This is a genomic window from Humidesulfovibrio idahonensis (assembly GCF_054657715.1).
Map to the genome: position 1 here is coordinate 2,069,646 of NZ_BAAHYE010000003.1, position 14,069 is coordinate 2,083,714.

Sequence of the window (14,069 nt, forward strand, 5' to 3'; positions counted from 1 at the left end):
TGGAATCGGGCTCCGTCGAGTCAGACGTTGCATGGTCATGCCCGGTTCGGTCCGATTCCGTCAGCTCCGGTTCCGTCCGGTCAGGCTCGGCACGGTCAGGCTCGGAATCTCCCGCCGCCGCGCCGCCCGACACTTCGCCCGGCGCACTCCCGCCGCGCGCGCCCGCGTTCATCGGCGCACCTTTCTCTCCTTGTCGGGATCAAGGGGCAGCCGCTCCAGGGCCGACTGCACGATCATGCGCAAAAGGTCCTGATAGGAGACGCCGTTCATGTTGCACAAAATGGGCAGGTCCGAGATGACGGGGTTGAGGCCCGCCAGCGGGTTCACTTCCAGAAAGCTGGCCCGTCCGGCCGCGTCCATGCGGATGTCCACCCGGCCGCCGTCGCGGCAGCCCAGGCCCCGCCACACGGCCAGGGCCAGGTCCATGGCCTCGGCCGCGGCCGGCCCGTCCACGGGCAGGTACTGCACCAGGGTCTCGAAGTTGGCCTTGTTGCTGTAGGAATACGCGCCGGGTTCGGCCTCGCCGCCCAGGCACACCTCCATGACGCCCAGGGGCCGCGCCAATTCGCCCGTGCCCGCGATGCCCACGGTGAACTCCCGGCCGGGCAGGTATTCCTCCACCAGCACCGGCTGATGGAAACGCTTCAAGAGCACCCGGCAAACGGCGGCAAGCTCCTTGCGGTCCGCCGCGCGGGAGGCGGCGCAAATGCCCTTGCCGGTGCCCTCGGCCACGGGCTTGGCGAACAGGGGGTAGGGCAGGTTCACGTCGGCGACGTCTTTCTCCGCGCGCACCAGGGCGAAGTCCGGCGTGGGCAGGCCCAGGTCGCGCACCACGCGCTTGCAGGCGGCCTTGTCCAGGCACAGGGCCATCACCAGCGGGTCGGAGAAGGTGTAGGGGATGCCGTAGGCGTCGAGCAGGGCGGGCACCAGGGCTTCGCGTCCGGGGCCGCGCAGGCCCTCGGCTATGTTGAACACCAGGTCCCAGCGCTTGCCAGCGGCCAGCGCGGCCACCAGGCTCTTGGCCGAGCCGATGGGCTCCACCTCGAAGCCGAGGGCGGCCAGGCCCTCGCGCAGGGCCTCGATGGTGTCCTCCTTGTCGAATTCCGCGGTCTCCTCCTCGCTGTACCCTTCGGCCAGGTATTCGGAGCGCAGGTCATACACGAGTCCGACGTTCATGCTGTCCTCTTGCCTGCGGCGGCTTTGTTCGCGGCGGCGGCCCCGGAGGGGTCCGGATAGCGGTACAGGCCGCCCGCGTAGTTCTGGAGCACCAGGTCATTCCCGGAATAGCCCACGGTGTAGTCCGGCGCCAGCGGTATCTTGCCGCCGCCGCCGGGGGCGTCGATGACGAAGGTGGGCATGGCGTAGCCCGTGAGCCGCCCGCGCAGGGCGCGCAGAATCTCCACCCCGCGCGCCGCCGGGGTGCGGAAGTGGGCCGAGCCGCTGATGGGGTCGCACTGGTAGAGGTAGTAGGGCCGCACGCGGAACGCCAGCAGGCCTTGGAACAGCCGCCCCATGACGGCCGCGTCGTCGTTGACGCCGGAGAGCAGCACGGTCTGGCTGCCAAGGGGGATGCCCGCGTCGGCCAAACGGGCGCAGGCGAGCCTCGTCTCCTCGGTCAGCTCCTGCGGGTGGGCGAAGTGCAGGCTCATCCACAACGGGTGGTGCTTCTTGAGCATTCTCGTCAGCGCCGGGGTTATGCGCATGGGCAGCACCGCGGGCACCTTGGTGCCTATGCGGATGATCTGCACGTGCTCGATGGCTCTAAGCCGCGTGAGCAGCCAGTCCAGCGCCTCGTCGGGCATGGTCAGCGGGTCGCCGCCGGAGAGCAGCACGTCCTGCACCTGCGGGGTGCGGCGGATGTAGTCGAGCCCCAGCTCCCAGCGCTGGCGCAGGGCCTCCAGGCGGCCTGTGCCGCCCATCCCGCGGGAGCGCGTGCAGTAGCGGCAGTAGGTGGAGCAGAAGTCCGTGGCCAAAAACAGCACGCGGTTGGGGTAGCGGTGCACCAGGCCCGGCACGGGAGAGTGGCGGTCCTCGCCCAGGGGGTCGTCGGCCTCGCCCGGGGCGCGGGCGGCCTCCCAGCAGGAGGGCAGCACCATGCGCCGCAGGGCCTGCTGCGGGTCGCGCGGGTCGAGCAGGCGCGCGTAATAGGGCGTCACGGCCAGGGGCAGCGAGGCCTTGGTCAGGCCGATGGCGCTTTTCTCGGTCTCGCAGAGCTCGAGCAGGCGCGCGGCGTCCTCAAGGGTGGTGATGCGGTGGGCGAGCTGCCAGTGCCAGTCGAGCCAGTCGTGCTTGGTCGCGCCGGGAAAATGCCGGTGCAGAAACTGGCGCAGGGGCTGGGGATGGTGTTCGGCGGCGGGAGCCGCGAAATATGCGGGGGAGAGGTCTTTGGCTGGTGAGGGGGGCTCTTCGGGGTCCTGGCCGTTTTCGCGGCCGCTGAAGCCGCAGTCCGGAGGTTCCGTTTCGCCCGCGTCCAGAATGGCTGTGTCCATGGTGGTCTACCTGCTTAGTGGTTGTTCGGTCACTTCTTTTTCTTGCCTGGGCCTGTGGTCTGCCGCACCGTGTCATCCGCGCCGGGAGAGTCGTCGTCCGGGCTCTGAATGCGGTAATGCAGCAACCGGACAGTGCGGTACTCCTGGTCTTTGCGAATGACAAGCGCTTTCGCCTGGATGTTCCTGCCCGAGTACGGCGTGAGGTCTATGCCCTGCACCAGGCAGAAGCCCTCGGCGTCCTTTATGAACACTTTGTCCAGCCCGGCCACGACGCGCCCGGAGATCTCCACCGCCTCGCCCTGGGGTTCGGACTCGGCCGCGGCTTTTTGGGCCAGGCCCGGCTGCGCGGAGCAGGCCAGGGCGGCGAGAAACGCCGCGAGACAGAGGACGCGGCGCAATGCCCGGCGCAGGCCGCGCCCCGGAACGGGACGGATGGGGCCTGTTGGGGCTGTGGCGCAAAGGCGGGCTTGCGGCATGGCGCGCATGAAGGCTCCTTGTGCAGGCTATGGCCCGGCGCGGCCAAAGGCCGCGTGCCGGACGCGGACAAAAGCCCGCCGCCGGGCGGGTTTGCCGTCACACAAGCACAAATGGCGGGGCTCGTCTAGATTTTTTATAACATTGCCGCCAGGCGGTCCCGCGCTTGCGCGTCAGGATGTTTTGGCCTATCGTCCGGCCCTGCGCATGCAACACATGCTGCGCCTAGCACCGCATTCTGGAGGGACTACTCATGACTGCCATCGGCACGCTTCGAAAACTCATTCTCGTCATGGGCCTTGCGGCCATTTTGGCCGGCTGCTCCGCCAACTCGGTTGTGCCGCTGCGCTACCAGCCCTCCACCTCGGCTGGCGCCCAGGTCTGCACCCAGACCATCACCCTGCTGCCCTTTGCCGACAAGCGCACGGACACCATCACCATCGGCTCCCTGGGCGAAGGCAAGAATTTCTACGCCGAGAACGACGTGGCCGAGTGGGTCGGCTGGGCCATGTTCGAGGAACTCAAGGCCCGCGGCTGCGACGTGAAGTTCCGCGAAAAGGCCGATACCTCCGCCCTCAAGGGCTATGTGGTTTCCGGCTCGTTCGACACCGTGAGCGTGAACACCGGCACGGCCATGATGGCCAAGGCCAAGCTGCGCGTGCGCGTGAAGGTGGAGAAGGACGGCCAGTTCGTGGTCGAGCAGATCTACTCCGGCGAGCGCGAGAACCTGGGCCTGACCTACGTGGACGCCGCCCAGAAGGTTTTGGCCTCCACGCTGCAGTACATTCTTCAGGACGCCGCCACGGACGTGGTCAAGGCGACCAAGTAGCGGTACTGTGCCAGCACCGGGCGCACCCTCCCCGTTGCGTCCACGGCGGACAACCAGCGCCGGAGCCCTCGGCTCCGCTGCGGTGGCTTTTCTGCTTTTGGCGCTGTGGCTGGCCGGGCTCTGCCTGGCCGGCCCGGAGGCGGCGCTGGCCCAAAGCGGCCCGCCCCGCCTGACCCTCGCCTGCCCCGACGACATTCCCCCTTACTGCTCGCGCGACGCCAACGGCCAGGCCGTGGGCCTGCTGCCCGACTTCTGGCGCCTGTACGCCAAAAAGACCGGCACCGAGGTGGAGCTGCGCGCCGTGAGCGGAGCCGAAGCCCTGATGCTGCTGGAGTCCGGCGAGGTGGACGCCCACGCGGGCCTTTCCCTTCTCGCCGATTCTTCCGGCAAGACGCCTGGCGGTCTTGAGGAGCGCTTCGCCCTCTCGCGGCCGCTGTTCGACCAGGGGCTTGGGCTCTTCGCCAATTCGGACCAGTCCGAGCGGCTGGAGCAGCCCGGCGCGCTGGGGCTCGGGCAGGCCCAGTACACGGTCGGGCTGGTCGGGGGCGACCAGGCCGCAGCATTTCTGACCGCCACGTATCCGAACCTGCGGCAGCGGGTGTACCCGGACCTGGACGCCCTGGCCGCCGGTCTGGCCCTGGGGCAGGTGGACATCGCCGCCGGGCCCGTGCTGCCGTTGCGGCACCGCTTGCGCGCCCTGGGCGGCGCCATGCGTTATGCGCTGCTGCACAGCTATCCCGGCGCGGTGCTGCGGGCCGCCGTGCGCAAGGGCGACCAGGCTCTGCTCGCGCGCATCAACACCGGTCTCGACGCCATCAGCCCCGATGAAGTGAAGAATCTCATGGCGCACTATTCCGTGGAGGCCGCCGGACCTCCCGCGTGGCTGCCCGGCGCGGCCATCGGGGTGTTGTGCCTGCTGGTGAGCTTCGCGCTGCTGCGCCGCGCCGGCCGCGTGCGCAAAAGAGCAGAGGCCCGCAGCCACGAAACCGACCTGCTGCGCGACAATCTTCTGGGCGAGATGGCCCGGCACCGCAAGACCCAAGATCTGCTCCTCTCCGCCATCGAGCAATCCCCCTCCGGCATCCTCATCGCCTACGCCAACCGCGAGGCTCCGCCGGTCCTGAACTCCCACGCGCTGAAAATCCTTGGGCTGGAGACGCCCCCGCCGCCCGGCAAGCTGCCGGACCACCGCCTGTGGCGGGTGTACACGGCGGGCGGCAAGCTGCTGTCCAAGGAGGAGCTGCCCCTGGCCGCGGCCCTGTGCCGGGGCGAAAGCCTCGTCAACGCGGAGTTCCGCGTGACCCTGGCCGACGGCACCGAGCGCTGGATTTTGACCAACGCCGCCCCCGTGCGCGATGCCCAGGGCGAGGTGCGCGCCGGCGTCGTGGTCTTCCACGACATCACGGCCTCACGTCTGGCCGAGCGCGAGCTGGCCCGCTTCAAGTTCTTTCTGGAGGCCGGGGTGGAGGAGGTCTACCTGCTGCGCCCCAACGGCGTCGTGGCCTACGTCAACGAGGCCGTGGCGCGCAGTCTGGGCCACGCCCGCCAGGAGCTGCTGGACATCCCCGTGGCCCAGATCGATCCCTCCCTGACGCCGGAGGCCGTGTACCGTCTGCTGCTCAGCGTGCGCCAGGCCCCGGTGACCCTGGAGACCCTGCAGCGCACCCGCGACGGCCGCTCCGTGCTCAAGGAGCTCAAGATCTTCTACATGCGCTTCGGCGACGAGGAATACGTCTGCGGCTTCGGGCGCGACATAACCGAGCAGAGCCGCCTGGAGCGCGAGCTGGGCAGCACCCGCGCGCTGTTCACGGCCTCGCTGGAGCAGGCCCCCTGGGGCATCATCATCGGCGATGCGGCCACGGGCCGGGTGAGCATAGCCAACCCCGCGGCGGCCAATCTTCTGGGCGTGACCCCGGAGGCCCTGGTGGGCATGGACGTCAACGGGCACAAGTCCATCTGGAATTTTCTGGACGCCGGAGGAAACGTTGTCACTCCGGGCGAAACCCCCCTTGGCCGGGCCATCAGAAAGGGCGAGGAAACCCGCGACCTGGAGGTGCGCTTCACCCTTGCGGGCGGCCCGGAGCGCTGGCTTCTGGCCAACGCCTCGCCCGTGCGCGGGGCCAGCGGATCCATCATCGCGGGCATCATGGTCATGGCCGACATCACCAGCCGCAAGCGCATGGAGAACCAGCTGGTGTTCAAGGCCCTGCACGACGCCCTGACCGGCCTGCCCAACCGCGCCCTGTGCCTGGAGCGCCTGCAGCAGATGCTGGAGCTGGCCTGCGCCCGCGGGCTCACCTTCGCCGTGGCCTTTGTGGACCTGGACCGCTTCAAGATGCTGAACGACAGCCTTGGGCACTCCTTTGGCGACCGCGTGCTGCTGGAGGCCGCAAGGCGGCTTTCCGCCGGGCTGGAGGGCCAGGGCCAGGTGTGCCGCTTCGGCGGCGACGAGTTTGTGCTTTTGGTGGACCGCGCCGAAAGCGCGGAGGCCGCCCAGGAGACCATCCGCGCCGCCTTGTCCGGTCTGTCGCGCAGCATGAGCGTGGACGGGCAGGAGGTGCGGCTCACCGCCAGCGCCGGCGTGGTCATCGGCCCCGGCGAGGACTGCCAGACGGCGGAGAACATTTTGCAGAACGCCGATTTGGCCATGCACCGGGCCAAGGACGCGGGCCGCGACCGCGCGCGCCTGTTCCACCCCGGCATGCTGCGCCGCGCCCAGGAGCTCATGGCGCTGGACGCAGACATCCGGCGCGGCCTGGAGCGCGACGAATTTTTGGTGTTCTACCAGCCCATCATGGCGGCCAGCGGCGACGAGATTCTCGGCTTCGAGGCCTTGGCGCGCTGGCGCAGCCCCACGCGCGGGCTGGTGAACCCCCATTCCTTCATCGCCCATGCCGAGGACTCCGGACTCATCGTGCCCCTGGGCGAGCAGATGCTGCGCAAGGCCTGCGCGGGCATGACCGAATGGCGCAGGCGCTTCCCCGCCGCGCGGCGCATGACCCTGGCCGTGAACCTTTCGGCCAAGCAGTTCATCCAGCCGGACATTGTGGACACGGTGCGCCAGGTGCTGCGCGAAACCGGCCTGCCCCCGGCCCTGCTCAAGCTGGAGCTCACGGAATCCACGCTCATGGGCGACCCGGAAACCGCCCTCACCGCCATGCGTCGGCTCAAAGCCCTGGGCGTGGCCCTGGCCATCGACGACTTCGGCACCGGCTATTCCTCCCTGGCCTATCTGCAACGCTTCCCCGTGGACATCCTCAAGATCGACCGCTCCTTCGTGCGTGATCTGCCCCGCGAGGACGCCGACAGCCACGCCCTGGTGCGCGCCATAGCCGCCCTGGCCGGCAGCCTGCGCCTGGGCATCGTGGCCGAGGGCGTGGAGACCCCGGAGCAGCTCGCCACGCTGGTGGACCTGGGCTGCCAGGCCATGCAGGGCTTCCTCTTCTATCCGCCCCTGCCGGAGGACGCGGTCACCGAGCTGATGCTCGCCATTGAGGAACGCCCGGCCTGCAACGTCGCCTGAGCGTGCGGCGACCGGAAAGCTCCACCCCGCCGGCTTGACGCCCCCGCGTCCATTTTATAGTCTTCCGCCATCCGATTTCCCTCAGAGGTTTTTTTGCGCACCACACTCCTGGATATTGTCGCTCTGGTTGCTGGCGAGAGCCGCGGCCGGTAGCCTCCCCCAAGGCGCGCGCCCCCTTTCATAGGGGCGTCTCCAGCCTCGGGACGGCCTGATCCGTCCTTGCCCCAGCCTGCCCGTCTCCGGGCCGGTCTTCCTTGCTCTCGTCCGGCAGCCAATCTCCCGGCGTTCTTCTTGCCGTTCCCGGCCGCATGCGGCGCACGGGGCGGGGGGCTTGCCTCCGTCCGGTCCAGCGCCCGCATTGCGCCCCCAACGGCAGGAAACGACGCGCTCCTCCCAGGCCAAGCCGTGCCGGCCATCGCGCCCGCACGGCCCAGAGGATGTCCGGCGCAAGCCGGCGCATGCACAAGCAAGAACGCGGGCTTCCGCGCAGAGCGGCCGACCGCGACGGGAACGACAATGACCTTACGAGACTTGGGTTTTGATCAGTGGTTTGAGGCGGGCATGTGTGACGCAATTCCGGAAGGCTGCGGGCTGGCCCGCGTCTGCGCCGTGAACCGGGGCTCCTGCCTTGTGCGCGAGGGCTCACGGGAGGTCCCGGCCGAGCTGTCGGGTCGGCTGTGCTTTCAGCTGGACAGTCCCGCGGCCCTGCCCTGCGTGGGGGACTGGGTGGCGGTGCAGCTTTACAACGACGGCGCTGCGGCCATCATCCACCAGGTGCTGCCGCGCAGGACGTTCCTGCGGCGCAAGGCAGCCGGGCCGGGGCAGGAGCATCAGATGATCGCCGCCAACGTGGACACGGCCTTTCTCGTGCAGTCCTGCCGCTACGACTTCAACCCCGCCCGGCTGGAGCGCTATCTCGTCATGGTGGCGGAAGGCCGCGTGGAACCCGTGGTGGTGCTGACCAAGACGGATTTGATCGGCGCGGAGGAGCTGGAGCAGAAGCTTGCGGCCGTGCGCGCCCGAACCGGAGCCGTGGTCGTGGCCCTCAGCAGCGTGACGGGAGAAGGGTTTGCGGCCCTGCACGAGCTGCTCTGCGCCGGGCGGACCTATTGCCTTCTCGGTTCCTCCGGCGTGGGCAAGACCACGCTCCTGAACCGCCTGCTGGGCCGGGAGGCCTTTGAAACCAAGGGCGTGAGCGGCACGGGCGAGGGCACCCACACCACCACGCGCCGCCAGCTCGTCCTCCTCGGCCAAGGAGCCATCCTCATCGATTCGCCCGGCATGCGCGAGCTGGGCCTCATGGATGCGGGCGAGGAGGGGCTTGCGGGCGCCTTCGACGATGTGTCCGCCCTTGCCGCAAACTGCCGCTATGCCGACTGCCTGCACCGGGGCGAACCCGGCTGCGCCGTGCGCGCCGCCATCGAAGGCGGCGAGCTGGCCGAGGAGCGGCTCGCCAGCTACTTCAAGCTCAGGAAGGAGTCTGAGTTCAACGCCATGACGGCGCTGGAAAAACGGCGCAAGGACAAGGCGTTCGGCCGGTTCGTCAAGGAGGTCAAGAAACGGATGCGGGATTAGGCGCCGCAGGGAAGAAAAAAGCCCCCGGAGCGGATGTTCCGGGGGCCTTGGCTTGGCGTATGCGGCGTGCTGCTACTGGTAGACCTTGATGTTGTCGCCCGCGCGCAGCTCGGTGCCCTTGATCTTGTTCCAGCCCTTGAGGGCGTCGGCGGTGACGCCGAAGCGCTTGGACAGGCTGTAGATGGTGTCGCCCTGGCGCACGGTGTAGCGGGTCACCTGTTCGCGCGCGGCCTCGCGTGCGGGTTCGCGCACGGGCTCGCGCGTCACCTGCTCGCGGGTCTTGGCGGCCAGGACGCGGGTCTTCTTGGTGGCCTGGTCGGAGGCGTCGGGGATGTTCAGCTTCATGCCGGGCTTGATGGCCTTGGTGTTGTCCAGGCCGTTGGCCTCAACCAGGGTTTTGACGCTGACCTTGAACTTCTTGCTGATGGACCAGGCCGTGTCTTTTTTGCCCACAACATAGTTGGCGCGCGAGGCGGCGATCTTGCGGGTCTTCTTCAGCGACTCGGGCATGGCCTCGCCCGTGCTGCTCTGCGGCAGCATGATGCACTGGCCGGGCTGCATGGTCTGCGCCAGGGAGCCGTTGATCTGGCAGATGACTTCCTGCGGCACGTGGTAAAGCTGGGAGAGCTTGCGCAGGTTGTCGCCCTTCCGGATCTCGTGGGCGATGAAGCCCGCGGGCGGCAGGATGCTGGGATTCTCAAGGTAGGCCAGCATGGGGGCCTTCTTGTCCACCGGAATGGACACCGCCACCTTGCGGTCCGGGGGGCTCACCTGACGGCGGAAGGCCGGATTGAGCTGGTGGAATTCCTCCCAGTTCATGCCGCCGGACTTGGCCAGGGCGAGGAGGTCTGTGCCGCCGGGAACCTGCACGGTCTCCAGCTTGGGCGCGGCGTTCCAGTTCACGGGTTCGAAGCCGAGGGCCTCGAGGTTCTGGAAGATCTTGGTGATGGCCACGAACTTGGGCACGTAGTGCTGGGTCTCGGTTTTGAGCCGCATGACGCGGTTCAGGCGGTTGTTCTGGCTCACCAGGTCAAGGAAGTCCTCGGCGTTGGTCACCTCAAGGGCGCGGGAGATCTTGCCTTCGCCCGCGTTGTAGGCGGCCAGGGCGAGATACCAGTCGCCGAACATGTCGTTCAGGAAGGAGAGGTACTTGGCGGCGGCTTCGGTGGAGAGCTTGGGGTCGCGGCGTTCGTCGATCCACCAGTCCACGGTGAGGCCGTACTTGCGGCCGGTGTAGGGCATGAACTGCCACATGCCGCCCGCGCCGGCCCAGGAGTAGGCGTTGCAGTTGTAGCCGGACTCCGCGAAGGGCAGCATGGCCAGGTCCTGGGGCAGGCCGTTGCGCAGCAGGCTTTCCCGTACGTAGGGCAGCTGCGATTCGGAGCGCTTGAGCCAGCGGGCGAAGGTCTCGCGCGCGGGGCCGGTGTAGTAGGCGAAATAGCGTTCCACTTCCTGGGAGTCAAAGAGGTCGAGGTCGAAGTCCAGCCCGCTCTTTTGGCCAAGAATGCGGCGCTGCTCCTCGGTCAGGTGCGGCGTCTGGGTCACCGGGGCGGTGACTTCGGGCTCGAGCAGGGTGCCGGTCTGGCCGGGGGTCAGGGGCACGGCGGACATTTCCTCGGGCTCAAGGTCCATGTCGTTGTCGATGGCCGGGGTGCGCGGCGCGCCCAGGCTGCGGCTCTGCGCCGCCAGAAGACCCGGCTGGGAGGTGCCCTTGGAGGCGGACTGGCGCTGGGATTCGAGAGACTGGGCCTTGACAGGACTGGCGTTGTCGATATTCATGGCGGAGCACGACCACAGCGACGCGAGCAGACATGCGCTGCTGGCGGTGGTCAGGGATAATCGGACAAATTTCTTCATCAAAATTCGTTCCTCCGTTCGGCGGCGCGGGTGGAGAGGAGTCTCCTGGGACTGAGGGACGCCCGCAAAGCGGCCAAGCCCCGTGCGCCGATAGTTGGATACGTAAAAAGACACCTTACCCTACACCTGAAATTATCGTCTGGCAAGCTTCACCCAAGCGCCCGATGAACCTGGAGGTTCCCATGGCTGAATCAAGAAAGTCCCCCCGCCCGAAGGGTCCGCGTCCCACCGGACCGTCCGGCAAGTCCGGTTACGGCGGCGGCAAGCCCAAGGGCCGCTCCGGCGGCAAGCCGGGAGGAAAATCCAGCGGCGGCTCCGACGACGACTGGCGCTCCGCCCCGCCCAAGGGCGCGGGCAAAGGTCCGGCCAAGGGCCCCTACAAGGGCCCGGCCCGCGGACCTGCCAAAGGGCCAGGCAAAGGTCCGGCCAAGGGTCCCGGCGGCAGCCGCGCAGGCGGTCCCCGCAAGGAAGGCGATCCGCGCGTCACCGGCGGCTACGGCAAACCCCCGCGTGAGAAGAAGGCTCCGGCCGCCGCCCGTGTCGATGACTTCGATTTCGACATCGACATCGACATGACCGACGTGGCCCCGGCCGGCTTCCCCCAGCCCGCGCGTCCGGCCAAGAACGCCGGCGACGCCGGCTCCCGCCCGCCGCGCGAACGTTCCGACAGGGCCGAGGGCTCCGGCAAATTCGACAAGTCGGCCAAGGCCGAGCGCCCCGGCAAGTTCGACCGCAACGGCGTTCCCAACCGTCCCACGCGCCCGGAGTGGGCCGATGGCCGCCGCGCCCCGCGCCCCGAGGCCGAGGAGCCCGAAGACGGCAAGAGCGTCACCGCCGGGCGCAACCCCGTGCGCGAGCTGCTGGGCACCGCGCCCAAACGCATCGACGGCATCTTCGTGCGCAAGGGCCAGCGCGACGCCAAGGTGCAGGAGATCGTGGCCCTGGCCGACGAGAACCGCATCAAGGTGCAGTTCGTGGACGACATGTTCCTGCGCCGCCTGTATCCCGGCACCCATCAGGGCGTCGTGGCCGTCACCGCCGCGGTGGAATACGCCGATCTCGACACCCTCATCGCCTCCGTGGCCGCCGCGCCCCTGCCGGTGCTGCTGGCCCTCGACCAGGTGCAGGACCCCGGCAACCTCGGCGCCATGGCCCGCACGGCCTGGGCCATGGGCGCAGCGGGCATCATCGTGCCGCGCCACGGCGGGGCCTACATCGGCGCGGGCGCCATGCGCGCCAGCGCGGGCGCGCTGCACCACCTGCCCGTGGCCCGCGTGACCAACATGAGCCAGACCCTCGACGCCTGCGCCGAGGCCGGGCTGTCCATCCTCTGCGCCGATGCCGAGGGCGAGGACCTGTTCAAGGCCGCCATCGACCTGCCCGCCGTGCTCGTCATGGGCGGCGAGGAAAAAGGCGTGCGCCACGGCGTGGGCAAGCACTGCCAGACCCGCCTGGCCATTCCCCTCAAGCGCGCCTTCGACTCGCTGAACGTGGCCCAGGCCGCCGCCATTTGTCTGGCGCGGCTCGGTCAGCTGTAGGCGGGGCGAGGCTGGTCGGCTTGAGGGAAGGAAGAGAAAGAAGAGCCTCTGGCGGCCGGGAGGAATGATTCCCCCCGGCCCCCCTCATGTCAAGACCCGAAGGGCTGGGACGAACGCATTCGTCCCAGCCCTTTTGTTTGTGGAAGGGAGTATGGAGCGGGAGGTTTGCCAACTGCTATTTGCTGGCCAGGCGCTTGCCGCCGCCACGTGCGTCTTGGCGAACGCCGGGAAATGCGCTACTTGCTGTCCCATGCACACACGTAAAAAAACGCGCGCGGTCCATGTCGGATCAGTGGGCGTGGGCGGCGACAATCCCGTCCGCGTTCAGAGCATGACCAATGTGGACACCCGCGATGTGTTCGCCGCCACGTCGCAGGTGCGCGAACTGGCCAAGGCCGGGTGCGAAATCGTCCGCCTGGCCGTGCCGGACGAAGCCGCGGCCAAGACTCTCGCCGCCATCCGCAAGGATTCCCCGGTGCCGCTCATCGCGGACATCCACTTCGACTACCGCCTGGCGCTCATGGCCCTGGACGCGGGTATCGACGGCCTGCGCATCAATCCCGGCAACATCGGCGGCGAGGAAAAAGTGGACGCCGTGGTGCGCGCGGCTGCGGAGCGCGGCGTGCCCATCCGCATCGGCGTTAACAGCGGCTCCGTGGAAAAGGATCTGCTGGCGCGCTTTGGCGGGCCAACGCCCGAGGCCATGGTGGAGAGCGCCCTGGGCCATGTGGCCCTGCTGGAGCGCCGGAACTTCCACGACATCAAGATTTCCCTCAAGTCCTCCAGCGTGCGCGACACCATCGAGGCGTACACGCTGCTCAGCGCCCGGGTGGACTACCCCCTGCACATCGGCGTCACCGAGGCGGGCACGCTGCTGCCGGGCGCAGTGAAAAGCGCCGTGGGCCTGGGCGTGCTGCTCTTCAACGGCATCGGCGACACCCTGCGCGTGTCGCTCACCCACGACCCTGTGGCCGAAATCGGCGTGGCCTACGACATTCTGCGGGCCCTCGGCCTGCGGGAGCGCGGGCCGGAGGTCATCAGCTGCCCCACCTGCGGCCGCACGGAGATTGGGCTCATCGCCCTGGCCGAGGAAGTGCAGAAGCGCCTGCGCGATGTGCCCGAGGTGTTCAAGGTCGCGGTCATGGGCTGCGTGGTCAACGGACCCGGCGAGGCGCGCGAGGCCGACATAGGCATTGCCGGCGGCCGGGGCTCGGGCATCGTGTTCCGCAAGGGCGAGGTCATCCGCAAGATACGCGGCGAAGAGAATCTGCTGCCCGAGTTCATGAAGGAGCTGGAGCTGTTCCTGCGCGAATTGCGCGCCCGCTGACCTTTCGCCCCTTCTCCCCCCACGCATCCGTCCTATTGACCGGATCGTCGACGCGAGTCACCGTACCAGTCTTTATCCCCGCCCTTTGCGCCAAGGGGGTCGAGGTCGGTGAAGCGGCCGGTGTCGGCGTCGTCGTCGCGCCACCCTATAATGAAAAGGGCGCGCGTCAGGCCGGTGTCCGCGTCAAAGAGCCCGCCCGCGAAGCCCAAGGGCAGCCGAACCGCATCGCCGCGCGCCGCCACCAGATTTCCGAAGGCATCATATTGCATCGTCTGTACAATACCGCCGTCCAGATTGGCAAGGGCCAGCGGCGTGCCCAGGTGGTCATGTAATTATTATATTTAAGGCAGTTGCGCTGCCGAATGCCACCCGACGCCGACCAGGCCAGGCGGCCAGGGCGATGGGGGCGACGCGAGCGAAAGGTGAAATACATCAAGGGGCGCAGCCCCTTGGACCC

At 68.4% G+C, this 14,069-nt stretch carries 10 protein-coding genes; 5 read left to right on the forward strand and 5 right to left on the reverse strand.

The window, feature by feature from the left end:
• Nucleotides 1–168: 168 nt before the first annotated feature.
• From ACYQ4W_RS15615 to ACYQ4W_RS15625, 3 genes are read right to left on the reverse strand one after another with little or no spacing between them, the layout of a single operon-like run.
• Nucleotides 169–1,176 (reverse strand): D-alanine--D-alanine ligase family protein, encoded by a 1,008-nt coding sequence (locus tag ACYQ4W_RS15615; protein ID WP_459858481.1) that lies wholly within the window; start codon nt 1,174–1,176, stop codon nt 169–171.
• Complete coding sequence (locus tag ACYQ4W_RS15620; RefSeq protein ID WP_459858483.1) at nt 1,173–2,489, reverse strand: KamA family radical SAM protein; 1,317 nt, start codon at nt 2,487–2,489, stop codon at nt 1,173–1,175. The genes ACYQ4W_RS15615 and ACYQ4W_RS15620 overlap by 4 nt, the downstream gene beginning before the upstream one ends.
• Nucleotides 2,490–2,518: 29 nt before the next feature.
• Nucleotides 2,519–2,974, reverse strand: coding sequence for a hypothetical protein (locus ACYQ4W_RS15625; RefSeq protein ID WP_459858485.1), 456 nt, complete (start codon nt 2,972–2,974; stop codon nt 2,519–2,521).
• Nucleotides 2,975–3,216: 242 nt separating this feature from the next.
• Between ACYQ4W_RS15625 and ACYQ4W_RS15630 the strand changes: the two genes are divergently transcribed.
• The 3 genes from ACYQ4W_RS15630 (at nt 3,217) to rsgA (ending at nt 8,890) form a co-directional block, all read left to right on the forward strand.
• Nucleotides 3,217–3,792: a YajG family lipoprotein gene (locus tag ACYQ4W_RS15630; protein ID WP_459858487.1), complete on the forward strand. Its 576-nt coding sequence runs from the start codon at nt 3,217–3,219 to the stop codon at nt 3,790–3,792.
• 82 nt (nt 3,793–3,874) lie between these two features.
• Nucleotides 3,875–7,315, forward strand: coding sequence for an EAL domain-containing protein (locus ACYQ4W_RS15635; protein ID WP_459858489.1), 3,441 nt, complete (start codon nt 3,875–3,877; stop codon nt 7,313–7,315).
• 561 nt (nt 7,316–7,876) lie between these two features.
• Nucleotides 7,877–8,890: a ribosome small subunit-dependent GTPase A gene (gene rsgA / locus ACYQ4W_RS15640; protein ID WP_459858491.1), complete on the forward strand. Its 1,014-nt coding sequence runs from the start codon at nt 7,877–7,879 to the stop codon at nt 8,888–8,890.
• Nucleotides 8,891–8,962: 72 nt separating this feature from the next.
• Here rsgA and ACYQ4W_RS15645 read toward each other — a convergent pair whose 3' ends face one another.
• Complete coding sequence (locus ACYQ4W_RS15645; RefSeq protein WP_459858493.1) at nt 8,963–10,747, reverse strand: lytic transglycosylase domain-containing protein; 1,785 nt, start codon at nt 10,745–10,747, stop codon at nt 8,963–8,965.
• Nucleotides 10,748–10,929: 182 nt separating this feature from the next.
• Between ACYQ4W_RS15645 and rlmB the strand changes: the two genes are divergently transcribed.
• Nucleotides 10,930–12,285: a 23S rRNA (guanosine(2251)-2'-O)-methyltransferase RlmB gene (rlmB, locus tag ACYQ4W_RS15650; RefSeq protein WP_459858496.1), complete on the forward strand. Its 1,356-nt coding sequence runs from the start codon at nt 10,930–10,932 to the stop codon at nt 12,283–12,285.
• Nucleotides 12,286–12,535: 250 nt separating this feature from the next.
• Nucleotides 12,536–13,612 (forward strand): flavodoxin-dependent (E)-4-hydroxy-3-methylbut-2-enyl-diphosphate synthase, encoded by a 1,077-nt coding sequence (ispG, locus tag ACYQ4W_RS15655; RefSeq protein WP_459858499.1) that lies wholly within the window; start codon nt 12,536–12,538, stop codon nt 13,610–13,612.
• 32 nt (nt 13,613–13,644) lie between these two features.
• Here the strand turns inward: ispG and ACYQ4W_RS15670 are convergent, their stop codons facing one another.
• Complete coding sequence (locus ACYQ4W_RS15670) at nt 13,645–13,881, reverse strand: RHS repeat-associated core domain-containing protein (protein ID WP_487247256.1); 237 nt, start codon at nt 13,879–13,881, stop codon at nt 13,645–13,647.
• Nucleotides 13,882–14,069 lie beyond the last annotated feature (188 nt).

Bases quoted from the DNA above. Each gene is read 5' to 3' on its own strand.
- ACYQ4W_RS15615 (WP_459858481.1), bottom strand. From the start codon at position 1,176: ATGAACGTCGGACTCGTGTATGACCTGCGCTCCGAATACCTGGCCGAA.
- ACYQ4W_RS15620 (WP_459858483.1), bottom strand. From the start codon at position 2,489: ATGGACACAGCCATTCTGGACGCGGGCGAAACGGAACCTCCGGACTGC.
- ACYQ4W_RS15625 (WP_459858485.1), bottom strand. From the start codon at position 2,974: ATGCGCGCCATGCCGCAAGCCCGCCTTTGCGCCACAGCCCCAACAGGC.
- ACYQ4W_RS15630 (WP_459858487.1), top strand. From the start codon at position 3,217: ATGACTGCCATCGGCACGCTTCGAAAACTCATTCTCGTCATGGGCCTT.
- rsgA (WP_459858491.1), top strand. From the start codon at position 7,877: ATGTGTGACGCAATTCCGGAAGGCTGCGGGCTGGCCCGCGTCTGCGCC.
- ACYQ4W_RS15645 (WP_459858493.1), bottom strand. From the start codon at position 10,747: ATGAAGAAATTTGTCCGATTATCCCTGACCACCGCCAGCAGCGCATGT.
- rlmB (WP_459858496.1), top strand. From the start codon at position 10,930: ATGGCTGAATCAAGAAAGTCCCCCCGCCCGAAGGGTCCGCGTCCCACC.
- ispG (WP_459858499.1), top strand. From the start codon at position 12,536: ATGCACACACGTAAAAAAACGCGCGCGGTCCATGTCGGATCAGTGGGC.
- ACYQ4W_RS15670 (WP_487247256.1), bottom strand. From the start codon at position 13,881: ATGCAATATGATGCCTTCGGAAATCTGGTGGCGGCGCGCGGCGATGCG.